The organism is Cyclobacterium sp. SOCE241 (assembly GCF_056867545.1).
Genome location: NZ_CP149779.1, coordinates 5,801,864 through 5,826,393, shown reverse-complemented (window position 1 = coordinate 5,826,393; position 24,530 = coordinate 5,801,864). Strand labels below are relative to the sequence as shown.

Genomic DNA, 24,530 nt, shown 5'->3' with positions numbered 1-24,530 from the left:
ATTTGCAAATTAATCAAAGAAATACCAACTTATTCCGAGGTCTAAGGTCCCCTTTAACCCGGTAAAATCCGGGGTGACAAAATAGCCCTCATTTGACATTTGTCCGGCATTCAAATGGTTGTACCTAAACAAAACCCTTGTTCTATTAATCCGGAAATTTAAAAAGGCATCAGCCACCGGGTAAGCATAGACATTAAAATTATCCTGCAAGTAAAATTGCTGGGTTGCCGGCATATAAGCGGGCGCATAATTGTCGCTTCTGTACCGACCTTCTACTCCAAGTTGAACATACACGTGGTCATCGAATAAAGGCCCGTCAAAGAATATCCTGGTGTTGACAAACAATTCCGGAATACGGAATTTGTCCGCAGCTCCTCCGGTAATTAAGGTATAATAGGCCTCCGATTGCCAGTGAAATTTTCCTGCAAAGACCAAATGAGTCTCCAATCCGGGAATTACCATAAATGCTTCTTCAGAAATCTGCTCCGGTACCATCTCTTGGTTATAAAAAATGTAATTGTTAACCCTATTGATGGTGATATTAGGCCTAATCTTATAGTTTTTAAAATTTCCTTTCAGGGTTCCTTTGATTTGATCTACACCGGTACTTTCAAAATCATTGTCCCATTTGTAATGATTGCCACTGTACTGTTGTTGCATCATATTAGGTTTGTATAGAGCCTTGGTATAACTAACATCCAAAAAGGGAGATTTGAACAAACCCTTCACTCTATATCCATCAGGGATTAGGTATTCTCCCTCAGCTTCAAAAACCCAGTTTTCATTAATTTCTCCCCTCAATGCTCCCCCGAGAGACAACTCATTAAAGGAGTTATTGGAAGTAAAAAATCGACTTGCCATTCGTCCGGTCCTAAACTTTAGAAATGCGTTGTAGTAAACAGGGCCGAAGTCACCTTTAAAACCAAATTCATTTTTCCATTCAGAAAAATGACTGTGATTGTTAGTCGTTTCTTCTATGCTGTAAGGATGGTCTTCATTATCAGAATTAAACCGATTTTCATTAAAAAATCAGCATCAGAAGTTTCTAAATCAGCAACAAACGTAACCGCCTGCTTTGCTTTATCAAAAACATGATAAGCCTGCCAACCTTTTAATATCTCGTATTCATGGTAAAGGTGGTAATTCTGCCTGAGGTCAACGGCTTGCGAATTACTCAGCCAAACCTTGGCATCTTCATAGGTGAAATACAAAGAGGTGGTGTCAACATCAGGAGGGATAATCCCCCTGTTCATCGACCTTGTGCTTCATCCTGGTGATATTGGCCAGCAAAAAATACTTACCATTTTCAGATTTGTAATTGGTAAAGATTTCGTAAGAATCATTGACAACATTGTGGTCATCCCTAGTGGTAGGGTTGAGGGTTTTTGTAGCCCTTATGGTATGATAAGCAATACCAACATTCCAGTTGGGTTTGATGTTCCTTGTAAATTCCACATCCAATTTATTGCGATTCCCTCCTCCAAAAAAGGCTTCGATCTTTGTATGTGGAGATTTGGTATCATAATATTTAATACTATCGGGCGAATTATGGTATAAATCATAAGCATGAAAACCTGAGGTTCTACCTATCTGAACCGGTACATCATAGAAAATGGGTCTTGCAGCAGTCCCTAAATTGCCCAGATCTTGGTACTTGTACCAGGTATTGGCCACCGGTTCATAGTTGTGAAACCCTGTAAGAGAGGTATCCAGCTCAAGTTTCTTGAATTTATTGTTTTTGACAAATTTCTCATAAAAATATAGAGAAGTTTTAGGCCCATATACCATTTTAGTCGAATCATCAAGTAATCCGGACCTCATGGCGTTTTCACTCTTCTCATTCTTTTCTTCTTCCGTAAGCGGTGCATTGGGCCGTTGTTGCTGAGCCCATATCGGAGAAGATAACAAAAAAGTTATCCCTAAAAGTGCGAAGAAGAGTCTCAGATTAAATTTCACTTTCAGCATTTTTATTTATAATCAAGCTTTCAACCCTATTCAAAAGTTGTTCTTCTTCATTTCGTGTCATTTCTACTTCCACAGGTAAGACAAAAACCGGAATATCCGGTATCAATTCTAGCAATCTATTGTCCTTCAATTTTACTGCATCTTTTTCTGTAGTCAAAATGGTTACGTTTTTTGCAGAATGAATCTTATAAATTCCTTTAATCTTTTCCATATCCTGCGCTTTATAGGCATAATGATCAGGAAAAGCCAATATTTCCAGTACTCTTTTACCTTTATTTTCTAATGCTAAACGAATAGGTTCAGGATCTACTATACCTGTTACCAAAATAATATTGTCACCCAATGAGAAATCTCCTTTACCTAATGCATAAGGTGCTCCATATTTTAGCCCTGCAAAGTAAATCGGTTTTGCCGAATTAAGATAGGCAGCGGTTTTTTCTTTGTAAATGCTTTTATCTTTTTCTGATAAATTTTGTGGACATTTAGTAAACACTATTATATCCGCCCTATTAACATTCTTTCTTCCCTCCCTCAATCTTCCCATCGGCAAAAGGTAGTCTGAGAAAAAGGGTTTTTGATAAGTAGTCAATAATATATTTAGATCTGCTGCAAGGTATCTGTGCTGGAAGGCATCATCAAGAACAATGGCCTCCACATCCGGATTTTCCGCAAGGATCATAGGGATAGCCAAGATTCTCTCTTCCCCTACAGCAACGCAAACCTTGTTCTTATATTTTGAATAAATCTGAAATGGTTCATCACCAATGTCTGCGGGAGAACTAGTCTCTGTGGCCAATCTATAGCCATGGGTTTTCCTTCCGTAGCCCCTACTCAAAACGCTCAAATTAAATTTACTCGAAAGCCTATTGAGCAAAAACTCAACGAAAGGCGTTTTACCTGTACCTCCTACGGCTAAGTTCCCTACCACAACTGTTGGCACCTCGAATGGTTGACTTTTTTAAGACCCACGTCAAACATCCTGTTTCTCAATGCAGTGACTCCATCATAGATTAAAGCAAAAGGAAACAGTAAAAAATCAACAAAACGCATTGTGTTTTTTTTGTAGTTTTGAGAATAAAACGAAAGCAAATATATGGTTTATTTGATTAAGGATATCATAACTTATCTGGAAAACCTAGCACCAACAGCCTATCAGGAAAGTTATGACAATGCAGGATTAATCGTTGGTAATGCTCAGGCAGAAGTAAAAGGCATTATTTGTTCACTAGATGTGACGGAAGAGGTGGTTCAGGAAGCCATTGAAAAAATGCAATCTAATTGTTGCACACCATCCCATTATTTTCGGCGGATTGAAGCAATTGACAGGTAAAAACTATATTGAACGTACAGTAATAGCTGCTATCAAGAATGACATTGCTATTTACGCAATCCATACCAATCTTGATGCAGTAAACCAGGAGTCAATCGCAAGATAGCTGAAAAAATAGGATTGTTAAACCCTCAAATTCTCGCCCCTAAAAAGGGTATTGTTTCCAAATTAACCACCTTTATTCCTAAAGGAGAGGAAGAAGATGTACTAAAAGAATTATTTGAAGCAGGTGCAGGGAATATTGGAAATTACTCCAATTGTAGTTTTAAATCAGAGGGTACCGGAAGTTTTCTTCCTAAAGAAGAAGCAGAACCAACCATTGGCGAAAAAGGAAAGCTCGCTTTTGTTGAAGAGACACGTGTTGAATTAATTTTCCCAAGTCATCTGGAATATAAAATTATCCAAACATTAAAAAAGGCCCACCCTTATGAAGAAGTCGCCTATTACCTTCAGGTGCTTGAAAATAAAAATCAGGATGTAGGCTCAGGAATGATTGGAAGTTTACCAGAACCAATGGAAGGAGAAGATTTTTACTTTACCTTAAGTCCTCAATGAACTTAAAGGTGCTTAAACACACTAAAATACTGAACCGAAAAGTAGAGAAAATAGCCATTTGCGGGGGTGCAGGGGTATTTCTATTGAATCATGCTAAAAAATCCGGAGCAGATGTTTTTGTCACTTCAGACATAAAGTATCATGAGTTCTTTGATGCAGAAAACAGTATCCTATTGACAGACATAGGACATTATGAAAGCGAAATTTATACAAAAGAACTTTTAAAAGATATATTGTCACGAAAATTTAGTAATATTGCAACCTATTTGACAAATGTAATTACAAATCCTATAAGTTACCTATAGTACATGGAAAGTCCAGTCGCACAGAAATTAGAAGCAATTCTCAACTTACAAAATATCGATTCCCGTCTTGATGCAATTTTTAAGGTGAGGGGAGCTCTTCCTGAGGAAGTCCAGGATTTAGAGGATGAAATAATAGGATACGAAACCCGTTTAAGCAAATTTAATGCTGACATATCCTCAATGGAGGATGAGATCAAGAAGTATAAAGATGCCATAAAAGATTCCGAAAAACTGATCAAAAAATACCAAGATCAGCAAATGAATGTTCGGAACAACAGGGAGTATGATGCAATTACCAAAGAATTGGAATTGCAGGATCTAGAAATCCAAGTATCCAAAAAGAAAATAACCGAGACTCAAGTAAGGATTGAGAATAAAGAAAAAGATATCGCAGACCTGAATGAAATCTTAAAAGACAGGCAAAAAGACCTTGATCAAAAGAAAGGGGAATTGGACACCATTGTCTCTGAAAGCGAAAACGAAGAGAAAAAGCTTAGGAATGAAAGGGAGAAAGCTGCCAAAAAGGTAGAGGAGCGGTTGATTAAATCTTACGACAAAATTAGAATCAATGCCAAGAATGGTTTGGCCGTAGTATTGGTTAAGCGTGGTGCTTGTGGCGGTTGTTTCAATATTGTTCCCCCTCAAAGACAAGCTGAGATCAGGGAAAGGAAAAAAATAATAGTTTGTGAACATTGCGGTAGAATTCTTGCTGGGGTTGAAGACGAAATCGTCGAAGAGCCAAAACCAAAAAGAAAAAGAAGCAAAAAATAAAATAGTAAAAATCCGGAAATTAAAATTCCGGATTTTTTTTGACTTAATCCATTTTCACTATTGATTCGTATATCTATATTATATATATTACGAATCTATGAAAAAGGTATTTTTATTTTTTCTGGCAAGTATGATCGGGTTTCTTTCTTTTGGAAAAGAAAGAAACGACAAAACCTTTTTGATAATTTTTGATAAGACTGAACTTGCACACCACCAAGCAAGTTTAGGGCTCATGGAATTGAATATTTCCAGCACTTTTGAAACCAAACTTTACACCGGCAATTCTGAGACTGCACTAATTGTCACTGTTCCTTTTACTGACTGGACGGTCTGCGATATGGGGCGATCTATTGTAAAAGTTTCCGACAACAAAGAATTGCCTTTGGAACAAATCGCTTTTAGGATCATTGACATGGATGCAAGTCAGAAAAACTTTAAATCACTGCTTAGTGAGACCAAAGAAAATCAAGAAGAAGTCAATAGCCCCCTCATAAAGCTTGACTTATAATTCTTTCATCGTTAATGGTGAAGGATGGTAGCTGTCCAAGTATATCTTTCCGTCTTCTTTTTCTTCCAACAAATAACAACAGAGATTTTCATGCTTGAATACATCCATATACCTTAATTCATACCCCAACACTACGGTCATTAATATCCTTATGGCTCTGCCATGCATACAAACAAGAATATTCTCTCCCCCTGTAGTGAGGATATAATCAAAAGCACGTTTTAGCCTTATGGCCACTTGCCTCGGCGATTCACCTCCTTCAATTTTAAAATCCAACTCGCCAGTAGACCATCTTTGAAGCATATTCACATAGTACTGGTTCTCTTCATGGTCCATTGGTAAACCTTCGTAATTTCCCCAGGAAATTTCATTTAAATCCACCAGCTGTTCTTGGTAATTATCCGGCTTTAAAAACTGGGCAATAGATTGCTTTGTTCGAATGAGGCCTGAATGATAAATATGGTCAAAAGGTACATTTTTAAAGTTCTCATAAAATGCAGCAGCTTGTTTTTTACCGGTGGCATTAATCGGCGCATCAATGCCACTTCCTTGGACAACTCCCTTTAGGTTGTAATCCGTTTGCCCATGCCTTACTACATATATTTTTTTAGTGCTCAAGATTCCTTAATTTTGGTTCAAGGTTCAAAGAAAAAAATTTTATCCCACATAACATGGTATTTAGTAAAAAACCCGACCTTGATTTTATAAATCAAATGGGAAAAGACAATATGCCCGGCTTTCTGGAAATCAATTTTACAAAAATTGGTGATGATTTCCTCGAAGCAGAAATGCCTGTAAATAATAAAACCAAACAACCCATGGGTTTGTTACATGGTGGAGCAAATGTAGTATTGGCTGAAACCTTAGGTTCAATTGCAGCCATACTTACCTTAAACCTGGATACCCACTATGCTGTAGGCTTAGAAATAAATGCCAACCACCTGAGGGCGGTGAAGGAAGGAAAGGTACTGGGTAGGGCTACACCTCTGCATATTGGGAGAAAAACCCAAGTTTGGGAAATTAAAATTACTGATAACAAAGGGAAGCTCTCCTGCATTAGCCGAATTACCATGGCTATATTACAGAAGTAAACTTTATGGAAATCACCAATACTAAAACTAGCAACTCAAAGGAACATCTTATTTCTTCCCTTTTTGTTAAAGCTATAAGAAAGAATGCCGCGATTGCGGTTTGGAGAAAACCAAAGGCATCAAAAATAGAGATCATCATAGATGAAGACCTTCATGCAAACGGAGAAAGCCTGAAAGAATTGGATGACCTCCCTCCTGGATTTATGGCCCATCCCTTTCAAGCCTCAGCGGTGCATTCCCCTATTTATATTAAAGCAGGAAATTATAGTTACATTGATCTTAAAGGAAATCATCAGGATGACGAACAAAGTGAAGATTTTTCTGAATTTGAAAACACAGCTACTACAGTACTTGCTACAGAAATAAGAAATTTTATCAGCACGGCAAAAAGTAAATCAAACACCTCAACCACATCCAAGGAGGCATTTTTAACAACAGTAGAAAAAGCCATTGCTGCCATTAAGTCCGGGGATCTGTATAAAGTAGTACCGGCAAAAACCAAATGCATTGACCTCCCCGAAAATTTCGACTTGGCTTCAGTATTTCTTACTCTTTGCGAAGCTTACCCAAATGCTTTTATCAATTGTTTTTATAGTGAAAACACGGGTTTTTATATCGGGGCAAGCCCGGAAACTTTGATTAGAACCAAAGGTGATGAATTCTTTACCATGGCTTTGGCGGGTACTCAGATAGCAAAAGGAGAAAACCCTTTGAAAAATGCAGCATGGACTCAAAAGGAAATAGAAGAACAGGCATTGGTTAGTCGGTACATCGTTGACTGCTTTAAAAGATCCGATTAAGGGAATACAAGGAAATCGGCCCAAAAACTACTGTGGCAGGAGGGCTTTTGCATCTCAAATCCGAATTTTGGGTAGACATGAGCGCTACTAACTTCCCGCAACTAGGAAGTGTGATGCTAGACTTGTTGCACCCTACTTCAGCAATTTGTGGCATGCCGAAAGACCAAGCACTTGAGTTTTTACAATCGGAAGAATCCTTTGATCGGGCCTATTTCTCCGGATTTATCGGACCTGTAAATATGGATGAAGAAACCACACTGTACGTCAACCTCAGATGCGCCATGTTGGCCAATAAAAAAATCTGGCTATATGCCGGAGCGGGTATTACCGAAGACTCTGTACCGGAAAAAGAATGGGAAGAGACAGAAATGAAATGTAATATTATAGGCCAGTTTTTACAAACAAAAAAGTAATTGTGATACTTCCCCACCTTACCTACTTAGCTTCCATCTGCGCCAATAAGGGTGTCACCGAGGCGATCCTCTCTCCGGGTTCACGTTGTGCTCCGGTTTCACTGGCTTTTATTAGACATCCCGATATCCATTGCCGAATCATTCCTGATGAGCGTTCTGCCGCATTTATTGCAATGGGCATGGCTCAACAGAAAAACAAACCTGTAGTTTTGATCTGCACCAGTGGCTCAGCGGCATTGAATTATGGCCCTGCTATAGCTGAAGCTTATTACCAGCAAATCCCCTTATTGGTGCTGACTGCAGATAGACCTGCTGAATGGATTGAACAATGGGATGGCCAAACCATTCGGCAAGAAAATATTTATGGACACCATATTAAAAACAGCTACACCTTCCCTGATGAGGTATCTCATCCGGATAAATTATGGCATGCCAAAAGGATAATTAAAGAAGCCCTTATTCAGTCGGAAGATTTCCCAATGGGACCGGTGCACATCAATATACCATTGAGAGAACCTTTTTACCCACAAGCCAATGAACAATACCCCTTTGATCTTACGGATCTTGAACCTGATTTGGACCTCCACCTCCCCACTTCCACCTTTAGAGAAGAAAGTGTTGTCCAATTAAAAACAGAAATAAAGAAATACCAAAAGGTATTGATTATTCCAGGCCAACAGCGTCCTGATAGTAACATTAAGCATTTGTTGAAGTCTATTGCTGAAAATCACCAAGCTGTGGTAATTACAGATGCCATCAGCAATATGTCTCAGGAGGCTACAATTAAGCATCACGACCTATTATTGATAAATCAAACAGAAAAAATGGTTCCGGAGCTGATTATTAGCTTTGGCAAATCCATTGTTTCAAAGGCATTGAAGTTGTTTTTAAGACAACAGAAAATAGCCCACTGGCACATACAACAAAATGGTCAGGTTCCTGATACTTATCAAAATTTAAATCAAATTATCAGGCTGAAGCCAAAAACATTTTTAGATTTCTTTAGAAAAGAAGCCAATAAATTGGAGACAAACTTTGAAAATGAATGGCTGAAAAAAAACGCTACTGTCAAAACCAAATTACCAAGTTTACTTGAACATGCACCATTTGGGGAATTAAATGCTTTAGAGAAAATACTAAAGGCTCTACCGGCTTATGCAAAGCTTCACATCGCCAATAGCATGGCCGTGAGAAATGTAAACTTTTTAGGACTAGGCGGAGATGATCTTGAGATTATTTGTAATAGAGGGACAAGCGGGATTGATGGATCAAACAGCACAGCTGTAGGTTGTACATTTACCACCAAGGAGCCGGTGGTATTGGTCACCGGAGACATGGCATTCTTTTATGACAGAAACGCATTTTGGCACCAATACAATCTACCCAACCTCCGGATAATTCTATTTAATAATCAGGGGGTGGGATCTTCCGAATGATCGATGGCCCCTCTAAATTGCCTGAATTGGACGAATATTTTGAAACCAAACAAAAGCTAAATGGCAAATTTTTGGCTGAGGAGTTTAATTTCCACTACCGTGAGGTAACAGGCATGGGTGACCTTTTATCCGAGCTACAAACCTTTTTTGACAAGTCGCTAAACCCAAAACTACTAGAGATAAAATGTGACAGTGAAACCAATACCAATACCCTAAAAATGATAAAAGAAACACTCAAGGTGTAATAAACCAGTTCTTTGCACTAAATCTGAGGTTTATTTTTTTAAACATCTAAACAAACCACTTTTTATAGGAATAGTTACCCACTCAACCAAGATTATTTAATAGGATTTCTCCGCCCAGACATAGTCGGGGGTAAAGCCTATATCGTGTTTATGGGAAGTATTGTAATCAAAGGAAAATCAGGCTGTTTGGAGATTTCACCTTAATGGTCCTATGGTGAAATTGAAAATAGCAACAAAATGGCTGATTTTGTAGTGATTTCAGCACGTAATAGATTATGAATTTCGGGTTCAACCGGACTTCAAAGGTTCATTTTCTGAAAATAATTGAAAGCCGCTTGCTGTGGCTACGGAAGAATCTCTATACCAGTTAAATTTGAATAAAATTTAGGACAAACATTCATTTGTTTTTTCTAAATTTAAGGATTGACAATAAAACTCAAATTCATGGGACAGGAATTTACAAGTAAAGAAAAACTCCTCTGGAAAATATAGAAGACTGGGAAGCTGATTTAAAGGTCAGGTATCCAAAGCCTAAGACAGAAGAAACCAAGGAAAAATCTGATTACCGCAATTATCATGATTCCGAAAGAGTGGACACCGTCAAGGAATTTTATCGGCTCAATCATCAATACCAAACGGTCGATTTTGTAAAGGAAAAGCAAAAGGAGTTCCTCACTTTTGATAAAAAAGAAATGTCATTTTGGGAGGCAATTGATTACCTCAACACCTTGGTGGATGATTCTGACCCTGATACTAGTCTAGACCAACTTCAACACTTGCTACAAACCTCAGAAGCCATAAGAGCAGACGGACATCCTGATTGGTTTGTATTGACAGGATTTATCCATGATTTCGGCAAAATACTCTGCTTATTTGGAGAGCCGCAATGGGCAGTTGTTGGAGACACATTCCCAGTAGGATGCCAACATTCAGACAAAATTGTTTATCCCGAATTTTTTGAGTCAAACCCTGACAGCAAAGACGTTCGATACAATACCAAGTATGGGATGTACGAAAAAAACACCGGACTTGACAATGTCAACATGTCTTGGGGTCACGATGAATATTTATACCAATTGGTGAAAGATCAACTACCGGAACCGGCCTTATACATGATAAGGTACCATTCTTTCTATGCCCAACACCGGGAAAATGCTTACGACCATTTGATGAATGATCATGATAGGGAAATGTTTAAATGGGTGGATAAATTTAATCCCTACGACTTGTATTCTAAAGTCCCTGTCCCACCTGATGCAAAAGCATTGCGGCCATATTATGAAGATTTGGTAGCGAAATACCTTCCCACGACCTTAAAATTTTAAACATTCCCAGCTAATAAACCCAACCTTGATTGCTGCCCATAAAATTGGGGCAGCAATTTAACTTTATACTATGCTCACTGCCTTAACCTTTATAGGATTTACATTATTTGTTGCAATTTTTTCATGGTACAAATTAAGGAAGGATGACATCAGTTCAAGAGATGGCTATTTCTTGGGAGGTAGATCTCTGACAGGAGGAGTAATTGCAGGTTCCATGATATTGACCAATATATCTACGGAGCACTTGATCGGACTCAATGGATCTGCTTATAAAAATGGAATGATCATCATCGCCTGGGAGGTTACTAGTGCCATAGCATTGGTTATTGCGGCTTTGTACTTCCTACCCATATACCTTAAAATGGGTTTAACCACCATTCCACAATATCTTGAACAACGGTATGATGGAACCACGAAAACCATTGTAGCATTTTTATTAATGGTATCCTTTGTAGTGACCTTACTTCCTATAGTATTGTATACAGGAGCCATTAATTTGGAAAGTATTTTTAATGTTTCAGAGGTATTCAATGTGAGTCAATCTGAAGGAATTTGGATCACGGTGGTAACCATTGGGGTAATAGGTTCCATATATGCCATTTTTGGTGGATTGAAAGCCGTGGCTTTGTCAGATTCCATCAATGCCATTGGTCTATTAATCGGTGGGCTTTTGGTACCAATTTTTGCACTATGGGATATAGGTGATGGCAATATTATAACAGGTATGTCCAAAGTATATGACTACGCGCCAGAGAAGTTTAATGTCATTGGTAAAGAAGATTCAGTCCTTCCTTTCAGCACCATATTTACGGGCCTTATGATCAATCAATTGTACTTTTGGGGGATGAATCAAACCATCATTCAGCGTGCCTTTGGAGCAAAGAATATGGCAGAAGCCCAAAAAGGACTGTTATTCACAGGGATGATGAAAATCTTTATCCCTTTAATCATTGTTATCCCCGGTATAATCGCCTATTACTATTACAATGATCAGTATTATGACAACCAGGACTTTATTTATCCTGTCTTATTGACACGTGTTATGCCGCTAGGCTTGCTTGGTTTTTTCGCTGCAGTTGTGCTCGGGGCAATATTAAGTACCTTCAACAGCGTATTAAATTCTGCTGCAACAATTTTTAGTCTTGACATCTACAAAAAATTAATAGACAAAGAATCAAGTGACAAAAAATTAGTTTATGTGGGGCGTTTAAGTTCACTTACTTTGGCGGTATTTGCCATTTTAATTGCCCCACTTGTAGGAAATGCACCGGAAGGACTTTACCAATTGATGCAGCAATTGAACGGAATCTTTTTATTCCCATCGCTTCTATTTTAATTGCGGGATTTTTCATTCCAAAAATCACTGCAAATGGAGCAAAGGTAGGCTTGTTTACAGGTTTGTCATTTTATTTGCTTACCACTTTTATATTTGATTCAGGCATTCACTTTATACACATTTGGGCAATTGAATTTATCATTAATCTTATGGTCATGTTTGCTGTCAGCCATTATTTCCCCGGAAAACCCAACACTTTTGTCAGGAAGGCTCCGGTTTTAGAAATGAAACCGTGGAAATTTGCTAAGCCTGTGTCTTTGGGGCTTTGTGTCATTACTTTATTAATTTACATCTGGTTAGGTACCTAAACCAATTTTGTATTTTAGTAAGTTTGACTAACTAATGAAAGCGAGGAAAAAAAGGTTATTTTACCTGAAAAAATTTACAATTAGCAGTGCTCAGAATGTAAGTTTTTTCTACACTTATTCTGGTTTTATTGGGCATTAGAAAATTTAAAATTATTGTTTAATAAATCTTAAAACATGGTTTTTAATTGTATTAAGGCCTAGTTTGCTTTTGTAAGCGGTCAGTCTATTCAATATTTTTTTTCTATTTTTGTGCTGTGAAATTTGGCAAACATAAAATAGGGGCATTTTTAACCAGAGTGGTATTGACCAATTTATTGGCTATCTTTTTAATTAGTCTTTCTGTTGCAGAAGGAGAAAAGGCCATGTACAATTTCCCCTCGCCAGGATTCGAAATTGGAATGTTGGATTATGATTATCTGGATTTCCCAACTTCCTTGACAAGAACATTCACCAATTACTCTCCCCAAAAAAACGCTTTATTACCTACTTTTTATTTGAAGGCAATTGATTTCAAAAGCCTGATAATAACTTCATTGAATAATCCCAAAAGAATCTGTACATCAGCTTCACTCAGGCAACTTAAACGAATCATCTCTTTGGTGATTTGTAAAAATGCCCCCTGAGTTAAGGTTCAACTGTATATTTTAGTTTTATAAGTAAAATATATGGGGAAAATGTCAGAAAACGCCCCTTAATAATCCGGTAAATATGCCATAAATATTCTAAGGCCTATATACCAAAAAATCATAGTATCAATTTATTGTAATTTTAACTTTATTTAAAAGAAATGTTAAACACAAACCAATGGTTCAGGTCTTCCTTTTTGGAATACCGAACAATCATCACATTGCTTTATTTGGCAGGGATTGCTTTCACATCCGTGTCATGTAGTGAGGGAAACGGAAAAGGCAAAAAGAATGCTGAAGTATTGGAAGTTCCGGTCTTTACATTATCTCCTAAAAGCATCGAAGTGCCTCAAACCTATGTTTGCGACCTTCAGGCCATCCAATTTGTTGAGGTTAGGTCTAAGGTGGAAGGTTTTGTAGAAAACATTTATGTGGATGAGGGAGAAAGTGTTAAAAAGGGTCAACCATTATTTCAGTTGTCCTCCGCCGAATACAATGAATTGGTAAATTCAGCTCAAGCCAAATTGATGCAAGCAAAAGCAGAAGAGAAATCTGCTAGCTTGGAAGTGGAAAGGCTTAAAGTGCTGGTAGATAAAAAAATCTATTCCCAATCTGAGTTAGAGTTGGCCCAATCCAAAAAGGAAATGGCGCAATCTGCGATTTTGGAAGCACAATCCATGCTTAAAAATGCTCAGGTAGGTTTGTCCTATACAACTGTAAAGGCACCGTTTGATGGGATTGTCGATAGGATTCCTTATAAAACAGGTAGTCTTGTGAAAAGTGGCGATTTATTGACCAACATCACGGATATCAGTGAAATTTTCGCTTACTATAGAATTACTGAAAATGAATACCTTGAGTTCATGCGAGGAGAGTTAGACAAGGAGTCTGATAATGAAGAAATGAATCAGCAAGTGACAGAAACTTTGCAAAAAGAACAAGAGGAAATTTCTCTAATCATGTCTGATGGAGTGGTTTATCCTTACAAAGGAAAACTAGAAACCATGGAAGCAGATTTTGAACAAGGTACAGGCTCTATCGCCTTAAGGGTAAGGTTTCCAAACCCAGATCAATTGATCAAGCATGGTGCTAGTGGCAAAGTACAAATGAAGAGTATGCTTAATGACGTTTACCTAATTCCTCAGAAATCTACTTTTGAGATCCAAGAGTACAATTATGTATACTTAGTCGATAGTGAAAACAAAGTCAATGTTCGTAGTTTCCGTCCATTGGGAAGACATGGGTTATTTTACATCGCTCAAGACTTCAATCCCAATGACAAAGTTGTTTTAGAAGGTATTCAATTATTGAAAGATGATGTAACCGTCAAAACAAACCCTGTTGGGGAAGAAGAAATTTACAAATCCTTGGACATCAGCCTATAAAGGTTAAAAATATTTTCACATGTTTGATTTATTTATAAAAAGGCCTATCCTTTCGACGGTGATCTCAATTTTGATCACTTTGCTAGGATTATTAGCCCTGCTGGGATTACCAGTGACCCAGTTCCCGGAAATTGTTCCACCCTCTGTTACCGTAACTTCCCAGTATCGTGGAGCAAATGCAGAGGTGGTAACCAAAGCTGTTACCACCCCACTCGAAAGGGCCATCAATGGGGTGCCGGGAATGACTTATATGTCTTCTGTAAACACCAATGATGGTGTATCTGTGATCACCGTATTCTTTAATGTAGGTACAGATCCGGATCAAGCAGCTGTAAACGTTCAAAACAGAGTAGCGACAGTAGTAGATGAGCTCCCGGAGGAAGTAATTCGTGCGGGTGTAATGACAGAGAAGGAAGTTAACTCTATGTTGCTTTACCTTAACCTTATTACTTCCGATACTACTCAGGACGAGAAATTTGTATATAATTTTGCAGACATCAACATCCTTTCGGAATTAAAGAGGATTGACGGTGTAGGTAGGGCTGAAATCATGGGTAATAGAGATTACGCCATGAGGATTTGGTTAAATCCGGACAGAATGGTTGCTTACAACCTCACCCCACGAGATATAAGCGATGCCATACAAAGCCAAAACGTAGAAGCAGCACCGGGAAAATCAGGGATTAGCTCTGATAGAGATCCGCAGGCTTTACAGTATGTATTAAAATATACCGGTAAATTCAATCGTCAAGAGGATTACGAAAACATAACACTAAAAGCGCTTCCTGATGGATCTTTGTTAAAAATACGAGATGTCGCTGAGGTAGAGTTTGATTCTGAAGATTACAATATGGTATCAATGACAGATGGGCAACCTTCTGCATCCATTATGATTAAGCAAAGACCGGGTTCCAATGCCAGGGAAGTAATTCAAAACATCAAAGATAAAATGGCTGAGCTAGAGGAATCTTCATTTCCTCCAGGTATGTCTTATAATATTTCTTATGATGTATCACGATTTTTGGATGCTTCCATATCTGAAGTAGTTAAAACACTAATAGAGGCCTTCTTGTTGGTGTCCTTTGTGGTTTTTATCTTCTTACAGGATTGGAGATCAACACTTATCCCTGCCATAGCAGTACCTGTATCACTTGTTGGAACTTTCTTTTTCATGAGTCTATTTGGCTTTTCCATCAATATGCTTACACTATTCGCGATGGTATTGGCAATTGGTATTGTGGTAGATAATGCCATTGTGGTGGTAGAAGCGGTACACGTGAAAATGCATCAAGATGGACTCAATGCCCAAGATGCTACATTTGCGGCCATGAAAGAAATTGGTGGAGCCATTATCGCCATTACATTGGTAATGTCAGCAGTATTTGTCCCGGTAAGTTTTCTTTCCGGTCCCGTAGGGATTTTCTATAGGCAGTTTTCTTTGACACTGGCCATCGCCATTGTGATTTCAGGTATCAACGCACTTACCTTGTCTCCTGCCTTGTGTAGTATTCTACTTAAACCCGTTCACCATGAAGGCAAGAAAAACATTGTCAGCAGGTTCTTTGTAAAATTCAATGAAAAATACGATGCTTTCTCCGGCAAATATGCCGGGTTAATTGGTAAGACTGCCGGAAGGAAAACCATAACTTTTGGGCTATTAATCCTGTTTTTCTTCCTTACTTATGGAATGACTCAAATCTTACCCTCAGGTTTTATTCCAAATGAAGATCAGGGGATGATCTATGTCAATGTGACCACTCCTCCAGGTTCTACCATGGATAGAACACAGCAAATAATGGATGATGTGCAAGCTTCTATTCTTCCTTTTGATGAGGTAGAAACCATATCTACCCTTGCAGGTTACAGTTTGTTAACAGAAACAGCAGGTGCTTCTTATGGTATGGGGATGATCAACCTTGTGGCTTGGGAAGACCGTGAGGAAGATGTAAATGCACTTATTGAAAAATACCAGGAAAGAACCGCACACATAACAGGAGCAGCCATACAGTTTTTCGCTCCTCCTCCTGTTCCGGGATTTGGTAATGCATCAGGTTTTGAATTGCAGATGCAAGACAGAACCGGCGGGGATTTGGCATTTACTGCCTCCACAGTAGAGGATTTCCTTAACGAAGTAAGGGCACGGCCTGAGATTCAGGAGGTATTTACCAACTTTGATCCATCCTTCCCTCAGTATATTTTAAGGGTAGATCATGACAAGGCAGCAAAACTTGGGGTAGACATTAGAGAGTCAATGGAGACCCTTCAGAGTTTTATTGGTAGTTATTACAGTTCAAATTTCATTCAATTTGGACAAATGTATAAGGTAATGCTTCAGGCCTCTCCTGAGTTCAGGACTAACCCAGAGTCACTCTTGAAAATGTACACCAAGAACAATCAAGGTGAAATGGTTCCATATTCCAACTTTGTCAATTTGGAAAGAATATATGGCCCGGAGCAACTGACAAGGTACAATATGTTTATTTCAGCCATGATCAATGGAGATGCCGCACCGGGTTATTCAAGTGGGGACGCCATTCGAGCAGTAGAAGAAACTGCAGTAGCAACTTTGCCTAGAGGTTTCAATATTGATTGGTCGGGTATTACCAGAGAACAAATTGCTTCGGGTAATCAAGCGGTATATATCTTCCTCATTTGTTTGGTTTTTGTATACCTATTACTTGCTGCCCAGTATGAGAGCTATTTACTTCCTCTGCCGGTAATTTTATCCTTACCTGCCGGTATATTTGGCTCCTTTTTATTGTTACAAATTACAGGATTGGAGAACAATATCTATGCACAGGTATCATTGGTAATGCTCATTGGTTTGTTGGGTAAAAATGCCATCCTAATCATTGAGATTGCGGTACAATCCAGAGAAAAAGGTATGGGTATTTTGGAATCCGGAGTACATGCTGCAGTAGAAAGACTACGTCCAATCTTGATGACCTCTTTTGCCTTTATTAGTGGTCTAATTCCTCTTGCATTGGCTAGTGGAGCCGGAGCCATTGGTAACCGAACCATTGGTACAGCAGCTGCAGGTGGTATGTTCATTGGTACTTTTGTAGGAATTATATTAATTCCGGGTTTGTATGTGGCTTTTGAATCTCTTTCGGCTTATTTAAACAAAAAGCCAGATAAAGCTCCTGTTACCGAAAAGGTGATCAATTCTACTGATCTTAAAACATCCTAAGGAAGTGGCGATGGCCGGATTTATTCCTGCCATCGTTTCTAAAACTGAACAAAATCATGAACAGAAATTCATACCAATATATCGTATTAATCCTCTTGGTGTTAAGTAGCCTAACAGCCTGTAAGGTTGAAAAAGCCTCTTTGGAAAATATCAAGGCGCCACCATCAAGTTACCAAGACACCCAACTTGAAGGGGACAGTACCAATTTAGCCATGGTACAATGGAGATCCTTTTTTGCTGATGAGCATCTAAATCGATTGATTGAAAAAGGCCTTGAAAACAATCAGGAAGTTGCTAAAACTCTGGCGAATATCAGGATCGCAAGAGCAGCTTTATCCCGAGCAAAAATGGGGCAATTGCCTGAACTCAATCTTACTGCCGGAAGTAGTGTCAGGAAATTCGGTGATTACACTATGGATGGTGTAGGTAATGATGACACCAACCTTTCTTCTACTGTTCCAGAAGATAAAAGAATTCCTAAACCATATACAGATTTTATGGTTGGAGCTGAGTTCAACTGGGAATTAGACATTTGGGGCAAATTAAATATGCGTAAAAAGCAGGCTTTGTCTGAATACATGTCTTCAGTAGAAATGGGTAACCTTGCCCGTACTTGGTTGATTGCAGAAATAGCTAAAAACTATTACAACATTATCGGATTGGATGAAGAAATTGAAACTTTATTAGCCAATATTGCTTTCCAAGAACAAGCTTTTGAACTAGGTAAAAGCCTAAAAAATGCCGGTAAAGAAAGTCAATTGTCTATCGATCAGTTTGAAGCCTTGATGTTGAATTCAAAAGGAATTCTTGTAAGAAAAAGAAGAGAATTGAAACAAGCAGAATTAAATCTCTCTTATCTTATAGGTACTTATCCCGAGAATATTCAAAGAGAATCGCTATCTGAAGTCAACGTATTGCCTCCTGTCTTGGAAATAGGCCTGCCTTCTACCCTACTTACCAAGCGACCTGATGTTAGGGCTGCTGAACAAACCTTACAGGCGAATAATCTGGAAGTAGGCATCGCACGTACCGCCTTTTTCCCAACTTTTAATCTTTATGGGATGGCAGGATTCAATGCATTTGATTTTAGCAAATTATTCCTAAATCCTGCATCAACAGTCTACCAAATAGGTGGTGGGTTGGTCGCTCCTGTATTTAACAGAAGCAGGATAAAAGCAGCTTTCGAAACAGCCAAAGCCAAACAAAAGGTAGCTTTGTATGATTATGAACAAACAGTGTTAGGTGGTTATTTGGAAGTTTTGGGTCTGGTTAATGAATACCAAACTTTAAAAGAAGAGTTAACCCTAAAAACAGATGAGGTGCTTGTGCAAAGAAGATCTGTAGACAATGCAAATACCATGTTTAAAGTAGGTTACGCAGACTATTTAGATGTAATCAACAGTCAATCCAATTCATTGGCCTCTGAACTAGATTATATTGAATTAAAGGTTCAACAATTGCAAAGTATTGTGAGCCTTTACAGAGCCTTAGGTGGTGGTTGGGAGGAGTAAAAGTTGAAACCCTGACTAAATAAACTGAGCTATTCGCTTAAAAAATCCCCAATACAATTTTGTTTTGGGGATTTTTTGTCTCTGCAAGTCAAACTGAATTTTTAAATATTATTTTTTCTCAGATTATATAATAGAATTTCCAGAACTTTGTTAGGGAATTTTAAACTTAAGAAAATCTTCAAACGGCACAATAAGGTGCCTTGTAGTGATTTCAATTGTTAATAGTTTGTCATTGGACCTTTCGATCACTTATTTAGTAATGCTAGGATTTAGCTCATTCCAAGCCATTGACACTAGCAATAATTACTTCCCTAGGTTTTCCTTAAAATTGAAGAGAAAAAATATTCTTAATTAATAGCAGTGATATTTTTTAAATGCTCGCATTGCCTTAATTTCGCTAAACTAAGCCAAACTCACCCTTAACTTTCATCAACAGTCATTAGCCATGGAAAGTGAATCATTTCAAAAAGAAACATTTGATCAAGTCGATTATTCCGAAAACCGAATGGAAGGTGAAGCCTACGAACAATGCCTCTTCTCCAACTGTAATTTCTTTAATAGTGATCTTTGCAGGATAGAGTTTATGGATTGTCAATTTATTAATTGCAACTTTTCCATGACCAGTATTATAGATGCGGCTTTTAAAAATGTGGCATTTCAACAATGTAAATTAATGGGAATAGATTTCAGTAAATGTGATGACTTTTTATTTTCGGCTTCCTTTACGGGTTGCACTCTTGATTATTCCATTTTTCAAGCCAAGAACTTAAAGAAAGCCAAGTTTGACCACTGCTCATTAAAGGACGTTGACTTTTCTAATGCTGACCTAAGCTTTGCTATATTTGATACATGTAACCTACTTCAAGCCACATTTTATAACAGTATATTAGAAAAGGCTGATTTCAGGACAGCTATTAACTACAGTTTTGATCCGGCATACAACAAAATTAAAAAAGCTAAATTCTCCCTGGAAGGATTACCCGGTTTATTATCTAAATACAACATAGAAGTGAATTATTGACCTATTCCAAGGTCTAAGCCATAAATGTTTCCTGTTTTGAAATATTAACCCTTACTATTTCAGTTCGGCATTATTTTAGTGAACAACCTATTAAATTTTTCAATGGTTGGTTCAAATTATTCATAAATGTCAAAAAGGAAAACATCTAAATGGCCCTATATAATTTCATTTTTATTTTTAGGAAGCTTAATCAGCTTGTATTTTCTCAATTCATCTGTCCATCAATTTTTCAACGAAGCCTGGGAGGTGTTGGGAAGCAATGATGAACAAAGAATATCAAATTGGGTGAACCAGTTTGAGTTCTGGGGTCCATTAATAATTGTTGCAGCAATGGTGGTCCAAATGTTTATGTTTATCATTCCTTCTTTCCTGTTGATGGTCGTTACTGTATTAGCCTACGGCCCTTGGTTAGGGTCAGGAATTATTCTTATAGCTATATTTACAGCTTCAAGCATAGGGTATGGGGTAGGAGTCAATTTTGGCACACCAGTTATCGATCGTTTGCTGGGAGAAAAAACCGATAAAAAAATCACCGGCTTTTTAGAGGATTATGGTTTCTGGGCCGTTATTGTAACTAGGTTATCTCCTTTTCTCTCAAATGACGCCATCAGTATCATTGCAGGTATGCTTCGGATGGGCTATTGGAGATTTATAGGATCTACAATGCTAGGTATATTACCTTTAACAGCTGCAATAGCCATATTAGGAGAAAACAGAGAGGAGATGAAGACCGGTTTAATTTGGTTAGGGGCTGTGAGTTTGGTAGGATTTATCATATATGTTTGGTGGGATAAAAAAAGGAGAAATAAAAATTAAGTCCCTCGCCTAAAATAAATTAAGCGAGGGATTTACAAGCAAAGAATTCAAGCTAATGATTTTACGAATTTTAATCCATTGTACCGCTATTTTCTACCCACTCTCCATTTAGCATTACTTTCTTAATGGAATACATGGATTTAATATCCTTAGAAGGATTACCTTCTACCAAAATTAAATCGGCTAACTTCCCTTTTTCAATGCTTCCCAATCTTTCTTGAGTACGGAAATATTCCGCATTGATAATGGTACTACTAGAGATTACTTCTAATGGACTCATACCTGCTGCAATTAGCAATTCCATTTCTCTTTGGTAAGCAAGTCCAGGTTTTACATATCGACCTGAATTGTGAGATCCTATAACAATTTTAACCCCTGCCTTATGAGCCATGCCTACAAATTCAAGCATGTTTTTAAATCCTTTGGCCTCATATTCTTTCACTCCATCGTCACCAAATTGCTTTTCAAATGTGGCAAGAGTCGGTGACAATACTACATTGTTTTTGGCAGCCAAAGCAAGTACCTCTTTCACTCGGTCAGAAGATAAATCTATTTTTGACCACAACTGATACCTTCCTGCCCTACGGTTATTGCTGTCTTCCTGAACTGAATTCCTGAATTCTTCTGCATCTTTTGGGTCAGCAATAGAAGTACCAAAAGAAGTGACATGTTCAATTCCTTTTAAACCTGCTAAAATTGCATCGTCAGCATCTACCAATTCCAAGTGGGCCACTACAGGTATCTTATGAAAATCAGCTGTTTTAACCACTGTTTCTATGTACTTTAAAGGAAGTCTAAAATAAATTTTTATCCCGGATGCTCCATTCTCAACATACTCCCCAATTTGGGACCTGATATGATCTGCATCTTTCACTAAAGTGGCCTGTTGAACATATACTCCAGGGTAACCATCAAGGTGTGCACCGGTCACATAAACTCTGGGCATTTGGGTAGTAGCAAAATGCTGTGCCTGATAAAACCTGATGGGATGGCCGGGATCTCTCATGGTAGTTACACCATTCCTAAGTAGGTTACTTAGAGATTTGTTATTATTGGCACTATGGAAATGAGCATCAATTAGTCCCGGTAAAAGGCTCATTCCTTTCCCTTCTGTAACTTCTGCACCCTGAGGTATACTAACGCTATTTTCCGGTCCAATTTCAACAATTCTGTTTCCTTTGACCACCACTGTAATATTTTCACTAACAGGTCCGCCTAAACCATCGATAAGTCGAAGGCCTACTATCGCTTTTACCCTATCACCTAAAGGACCTTCCGGTGGATTTATCTCCAATAAGGAAGGATTGGCCTCATTTTGAGAAAAAACCTTATTTGTGAAGAGCATGAGCCCAAGGCAAATCAACATTACCAGAGATCTAGAATCTTTAATTACAGTCATTTTTTATGTTATTTTGTGATATTTATCTATTAACTTTTTCTATTTGGATTATAAAAATATTGGCTAAAAGCCAAATAGTTTACGTTACCAAAATCTTTCAAGAAACTTAAGCATAAACAACAATCCCAACTTGATTATTGAAAAACCCCTTCCTAAAATACCATTAACTTCTAAAGCTAAGTTGTTATTTTTATTTATTGAAATTTTGGTATAGGAATTAAAGAACATTAATTTATTATTTCACTTTGATCCAATTATTTTGGGTGACATTTGAAGTAGTCAAAGAGTCGATTTCGTAAAGCGTGGCAGTAGCATTTTCACCGGAGTACATTCCATTCATAAAATGGCAATCTGCTACTTGTGCTTGAATTCTAACAAGGGATTGACCATTTCCTATAATATTCATGGCATGGATAGAATTAATTTTTCCTGGCAGAGATTCCTCCCCATATCCCCTACCTCCGATGAGGATGGCATCATGACGACCCTCGTTGGCTTTAAAAACCACTCCATTGATATAAACATGGTGAATTCCGGCCTGATCACTAGCCCTAATAGCAATGGCGCGATACCTATTTTCACAGGAAATATTGGTGATCACTACCTGTTCTATATCATCTTCTGGTCCATACCACCTACTGGCTGTTACCATACTGTCAGTAATGTCCCCATTTTTTTAACAAGTTCAGGGGCTGTATCGAGATTGGATAGTGCTATAAAATCATCTCCGGTGACTCCGGAAATATTGTCAATTCTAAAATTTTTACAGCCTTGCCTTAAATTGATCCCATCTTTATTAGACACCATATGCTGTTCTCCATTGACCCTTACAAATTCCTCATTGAAAATGGTTAGGTCAGATAGTTCGGCACCTATTGTGCGTTCAAAACTTATGGTCCAGCCATGGGTGTTTTCAAACCTTACATTTTTTATTGAAAAGTTCTTGACATAGCCAATTAGCATCATAATGTTTCGCCAGTCGCCTTTTTGCTTTCGGTCCGGTTTTCCGGCATCAGTTCCGTAACTTACTCTCCAATTCCCTTTATCCTGCTCTTCCTTTGGATTCAATGTCAGCATTCTTGCTCCGTCTCCAGTAGACCTGGGATTGCTTGCCCCCTTCAAAATGGCTTTCCCTATCCCATATATATTTATATTTTCATTCCATTCAGGGTTAGTTATTCCTAATCCCACGTTATCGGATCTAAACATATTGTCCCTGCTGGAATTTGATAGTTGAAGGGTACAATTGTCTAAAATTAGCGTGAGATTGCTTGGTAATAAAATGGCACTATCGATCATCCAGACATTGGTACCATTGTTATTGATCTTAGGTATACGAACTAAATTCGAAGTGTTTTTGGCTTTTTGAATGGCCTGTAAAATCCGCTCTGTATCTGTTCCATGGAAGTCATTGGGGGTGACTGATGCCTGCCCAGTCATTGCAAAGACATTAGCAGGATTTATTAATATAAAGTTTACGAAAAAGACACTTATTACAAACGCAATTAAATACTTGGGCATAAGGAGTTTAAATCTATATGGATCAATTTTCACAACTGTTTATTTAGGAGATTGTGAAAATAAGTAAAATATGAATTTATCGAATTATTGTAAGTAAATTCAATATTATAACCATTATAAATTTAAAACTAAATCCATTTGGGCAACCTATAGTACAAAATTCTTCTAAATCATTACCCAGATTCATTATACTGGTTTACATTTTTAAAAGTCTTTAATTAATCGAAGAAACTTAGAAATAAGGCCTTCTTCCTTCTCATTCTATCAATTGAAAATCACCTTGTTCAACGTAAGTCAATTCTGTAGATACGGCTGTTTTCACTAATTCTGCAATATTTTTGCCATTTACCAGTGTCACCGGATTACTTTTTACCCCTTCCTCTATAAACGACATACTGTAAGGTGACCCATTTATGGTATACTCGATTTTTGAAGCGTTTGTATTGCGGTTATTGTTTGTTGTAACTTCGATCTGAACGGCGTATTTAATATCGGGAGAAATACAATCTGAATCTAGCACTTCAGTTCCATCTTCATAAACAAATTTAATTCCAATTGGGTGATACCTTTCTTCATTCCCTAAAAGACCTGTATTGTCCTCCTTAATGCAGCTGACACAATAAATGGTCAAAAAAATTAGTATAAATATATTTCTTGCAATTTTCATTACTCA

Annotated in this window: 22 protein-coding genes and 2 pseudogenes; 16 read left to right on the top strand and 8 right to left on the bottom strand. The window is 37.8% G+C overall.

Features of this window, described 5'->3' with window-relative positions; translation table 11 throughout:
• Positions 1–9 precede the first annotated feature (9 nt).
• From WG932_RS29570 to lpxK, 3 genes and pseudogenes are all read right to left on the bottom strand, one after another.
• Positions 10–978 carry a putative porin gene (locus WG932_RS29570; RefSeq protein ID WP_483088746.1) on the bottom strand — a complete coding sequence of 323 codons (969 nt, stop codon included), beginning with the start codon at positions 976–978 and terminating at the stop codon, positions 10–12.
• Positions 975–1,788, bottom strand: a pseudogene (locus WG932_RS29565) (putative porin). The gene WG932_RS29570 and the pseudogene WG932_RS29565 overlap by 4 nt, the downstream one beginning before the upstream one ends.
• A 157-nt stretch (positions 1,789–1,945) precedes the next feature.
• Positions 1,946–2,893 carry a tetraacyldisaccharide 4'-kinase gene (gene lpxK / locus WG932_RS29560; protein ID WP_483086279.1) on the bottom strand — a complete coding sequence of 316 codons (948 nt, stop codon included), beginning with the start codon at positions 2,891–2,893 and terminating at the stop codon, positions 1,946–1,948.
• A gap of 165 nt (positions 2,894–3,058) precedes the next feature.
• Here lpxK and WG932_RS29555 point away from each other — a divergent pair.
• The 3 genes and pseudogenes from WG932_RS29555 (at position 3,059) to WG932_RS29545 (ending at position 5,434) form a co-directional block, all read left to right on the top strand.
• A pseudogene (locus WG932_RS29555) lies at positions 3,059–4,155 on the top strand (Nif3-like dinuclear metal center hexameric protein).
• A gap of 3 nt (positions 4,156–4,158) precedes the next feature.
• On the top strand, positions 4,159–4,926 hold the full coding sequence (locus tag WG932_RS29550) for a zinc ribbon domain-containing protein (protein WP_014021193.1): 768 nt from the start codon (positions 4,159–4,161) through the stop codon (positions 4,924–4,926).
• Between the two features lie 97 nt (positions 4,927–5,023).
• Positions 5,024–5,434: a hypothetical protein gene (locus WG932_RS29545; RefSeq protein WP_014021192.1), complete on the top strand. Its 411-nt coding sequence runs from the start codon at positions 5,024–5,026 to the stop codon at positions 5,432–5,434.
• On the opposite strand, the gene WG932_RS29540 is transcribed toward WG932_RS29545, so the two are convergent.
• The gene (locus WG932_RS29540) at positions 5,429–6,052 is read right to left on the bottom strand and encodes a histidine phosphatase family protein (RefSeq protein ID WP_483086278.1); all 624 of its coding nucleotides are present in this window, start codon (positions 6,050–6,052) and stop codon (positions 5,429–5,431) included. The genes WG932_RS29545 and WG932_RS29540 overlap by 6 nt on opposite strands.
• 53 nt (positions 6,053–6,105) lie before the next feature.
• Here WG932_RS29540 and WG932_RS29535 point away from each other — a divergent pair, with 53 nt between their 5' ends.
• The 13 genes from WG932_RS29535 (at position 6,106) to WG932_RS29475 (ending at position 20,937) form a co-directional block, all read left to right on the top strand.
• Positions 6,106–6,525: a hotdog fold thioesterase gene (locus WG932_RS29535; protein WP_014021190.1), complete on the top strand. Its 420-nt coding sequence runs from the start codon at positions 6,106–6,108 to the stop codon at positions 6,523–6,525.
• Between the two features lie 5 nt (positions 6,526–6,530).
• Positions 6,531–7,325 carry a chorismate-binding protein gene (locus WG932_RS29530; RefSeq protein ID WP_483086277.1) on the top strand — a complete coding sequence of 265 codons (795 nt, stop codon included), beginning with the start codon at positions 6,531–6,533 and terminating at the stop codon, positions 7,323–7,325.
• Positions 7,326–7,357: 32 nt separating this feature from the next.
• The gene (locus WG932_RS29525; protein ID WP_483086276.1) at positions 7,358–7,738 is read left to right on the top strand and encodes a chorismate-binding protein; all 381 of its coding nucleotides are present in this window, start codon (positions 7,358–7,360) and stop codon (positions 7,736–7,738) included.
• A gap of 2 nt (positions 7,739–7,740) precedes the next feature.
• Positions 7,741–9,174 (top strand): 2-succinyl-5-enolpyruvyl-6-hydroxy-3-cyclohexene-1-carboxylic-acid synthase, encoded by a 1,434-nt coding sequence (menD, locus tag WG932_RS29520; RefSeq protein ID WP_483086275.1) that lies wholly within the window; start codon positions 7,741–7,743, stop codon positions 9,172–9,174.
• Entirely contained in the window at positions 9,171–9,419 is a 249-nt protein-coding gene (locus tag WG932_RS29515; RefSeq protein ID WP_483086274.1) for a thiamine pyrophosphate-dependent enzyme, read from the top strand. The genes menD and WG932_RS29515 overlap by 4 nt, the downstream gene beginning before the upstream one ends.
• Positions 9,420–9,898: 479 nt before the next feature.
• On the top strand, positions 9,899–10,744 hold the full coding sequence (locus tag WG932_RS29510; protein WP_483088745.1) for an inositol oxygenase family protein: 846 nt from the start codon (positions 9,899–9,901) through the stop codon (positions 10,742–10,744).
• A 70-nt stretch (positions 10,745–10,814) separates the two neighbouring features.
• A complete protein-coding gene (locus tag WG932_RS29505; RefSeq protein ID WP_483086273.1) occupies positions 10,815–12,080 on the top strand; it encodes a solute:sodium symporter family transporter in 1,266 nt (421 codons plus the stop codon).
• 562 nt (positions 12,081–12,642) lie between these two features.
• A complete protein-coding gene (locus tag WG932_RS29500) occupies positions 12,643–13,011 on the top strand; it encodes a hypothetical protein (RefSeq protein ID WP_041934710.1) in 369 nt (122 codons plus the stop codon).
• Positions 13,012–13,175: 164 nt separating this feature from the next.
• Positions 13,176–14,399, top strand: coding sequence for an efflux RND transporter periplasmic adaptor subunit (locus WG932_RS29495; RefSeq protein WP_014021185.1), 1,224 nt, complete (start codon positions 13,176–13,178; stop codon positions 14,397–14,399).
• A gap of 19 nt (positions 14,400–14,418) precedes the next feature.
• On the top strand, positions 14,419–17,589 hold the full coding sequence (locus WG932_RS29490; protein WP_014021184.1) for an efflux RND transporter permease subunit: 3,171 nt from the start codon (positions 14,419–14,421) through the stop codon (positions 17,587–17,589).
• Between the two features lie 56 nt (positions 17,590–17,645).
• Complete coding sequence (locus WG932_RS29485; RefSeq protein ID WP_483086272.1) at positions 17,646–19,100, top strand: TolC family protein; 1,455 nt, start codon at positions 17,646–17,648, stop codon at positions 19,098–19,100.
• Between the two features lie 445 nt (positions 19,101–19,545).
• Positions 19,546–20,121, top strand: a complete 576-nt coding sequence (locus tag WG932_RS29480) for a pentapeptide repeat-containing protein (protein ID WP_048642697.1) — start codon at positions 19,546–19,548, stop codon at positions 20,119–20,121.
• A 126-nt stretch (positions 20,122–20,247) separates the two neighbouring features.
• On the top strand, positions 20,248–20,937 hold the full coding sequence (locus WG932_RS29475; protein ID WP_048642696.1) for a TVP38/TMEM64 family protein: 690 nt from the start codon (positions 20,248–20,250) through the stop codon (positions 20,935–20,937).
• Between the two features lie 70 nt (positions 20,938–21,007).
• On the opposite strand, the gene WG932_RS29470 is transcribed toward WG932_RS29475, so the two are convergent.
• From WG932_RS29470 to WG932_RS29455, 4 genes are all read right to left on the bottom strand, one after another.
• The gene (locus tag WG932_RS29470) at positions 21,008–22,336 is read right to left on the bottom strand and encodes an amidohydrolase family protein (protein WP_483086271.1); all 1,329 of its coding nucleotides are present in this window, start codon (positions 22,334–22,336) and stop codon (positions 21,008–21,010) included.
• A 235-nt stretch (positions 22,337–22,571) separates the two neighbouring features.
• Positions 22,572–22,988 carry a hypothetical protein gene (locus WG932_RS29465; protein ID WP_483086270.1) on the bottom strand — a complete coding sequence of 139 codons (417 nt, stop codon included), beginning with the start codon at positions 22,986–22,988 and terminating at the stop codon, positions 22,572–22,574.
• Positions 22,982–23,857: a glycosyl hydrolase family 28 protein gene (locus tag WG932_RS29460; RefSeq protein ID WP_483086269.1), complete on the bottom strand. Its 876-nt coding sequence runs from the start codon at positions 23,855–23,857 to the stop codon at positions 22,982–22,984. Before WG932_RS29460 ends, WG932_RS29465 begins: the two co-directional genes overlap by 7 nt.
• A gap of 256 nt (positions 23,858–24,113) precedes the next feature.
• Entirely contained in the window at positions 24,114–24,524 is a 411-nt protein-coding gene (locus tag WG932_RS29455; RefSeq protein WP_014021175.1) for a hypothetical protein, read from the bottom strand.
• Positions 24,525–24,530 lie beyond the last annotated feature (6 nt).

Bases quoted from the DNA above. Each gene is read 5' to 3' on its own strand.
- WG932_RS29465 (WP_483086270.1), bottom strand. From the start codon at position 22,988: ATGGTAACAGCCAGTAGGTGGTATGGACCAGAAGATGATATAGAACAG.
- WG932_RS29460 (WP_483086269.1), bottom strand. From the start codon at position 23,857: ATGCCCAAGTATTTAATTGCGTTTGTAATAAGTGTCTTTTTCGTAAAC.
- WG932_RS29475 (WP_048642696.1), top strand. From the start codon at position 20,248: ATGTCAAAAAGGAAAACATCTAAATGGCCCTATATAATTTCATTTTTA.
- WG932_RS29480 (WP_048642697.1), top strand. From the start codon at position 19,546: ATGGAAAGTGAATCATTTCAAAAAGAAACATTTGATCAAGTCGATTAT.
- WG932_RS29490 (WP_014021184.1), top strand. From the start codon at position 14,419: ATGTTTGATTTATTTATAAAAAGGCCTATCCTTTCGACGGTGATCTCA.
- WG932_RS29545 (WP_014021192.1), top strand. From the start codon at position 5,024: ATGAAAAAGGTATTTTTATTTTTTCTGGCAAGTATGATCGGGTTTCTT.
- WG932_RS29485 (WP_483086272.1), top strand. From the start codon at position 17,646: ATGAACAGAAATTCATACCAATATATCGTATTAATCCTCTTGGTGTTA.
- WG932_RS29470 (WP_483086271.1), bottom strand. From the start codon at position 22,336: ATGACTGTAATTAAAGATTCTAGATCTCTGGTAATGTTGATTTGCCTT.
- WG932_RS29455 (WP_014021175.1), bottom strand. From the start codon at position 24,524: ATGAAAATTGCAAGAAATATATTTATACTAATTTTTTTGACCATTTAT.
- WG932_RS29530 (WP_483086277.1), top strand. From the start codon at position 6,531: ATGGAAATCACCAATACTAAAACTAGCAACTCAAAGGAACATCTTATT.
- WG932_RS29550 (WP_014021193.1), top strand. From the start codon at position 4,159: ATGGAAAGTCCAGTCGCACAGAAATTAGAAGCAATTCTCAACTTACAA.
- WG932_RS29535 (WP_014021190.1), top strand. From the start codon at position 6,106: ATGGTATTTAGTAAAAAACCCGACCTTGATTTTATAAATCAAATGGGA.
- WG932_RS29505 (WP_483086273.1), top strand. From the start codon at position 10,815: ATGCTCACTGCCTTAACCTTTATAGGATTTACATTATTTGTTGCAATT.
- WG932_RS29495 (WP_014021185.1), top strand. From the start codon at position 13,176: ATGTTAAACACAAACCAATGGTTCAGGTCTTCCTTTTTGGAATACCGA.
- WG932_RS29515 (WP_483086274.1), top strand. From the start codon at position 9,171: ATGATCGATGGCCCCTCTAAATTGCCTGAATTGGACGAATATTTTGAA.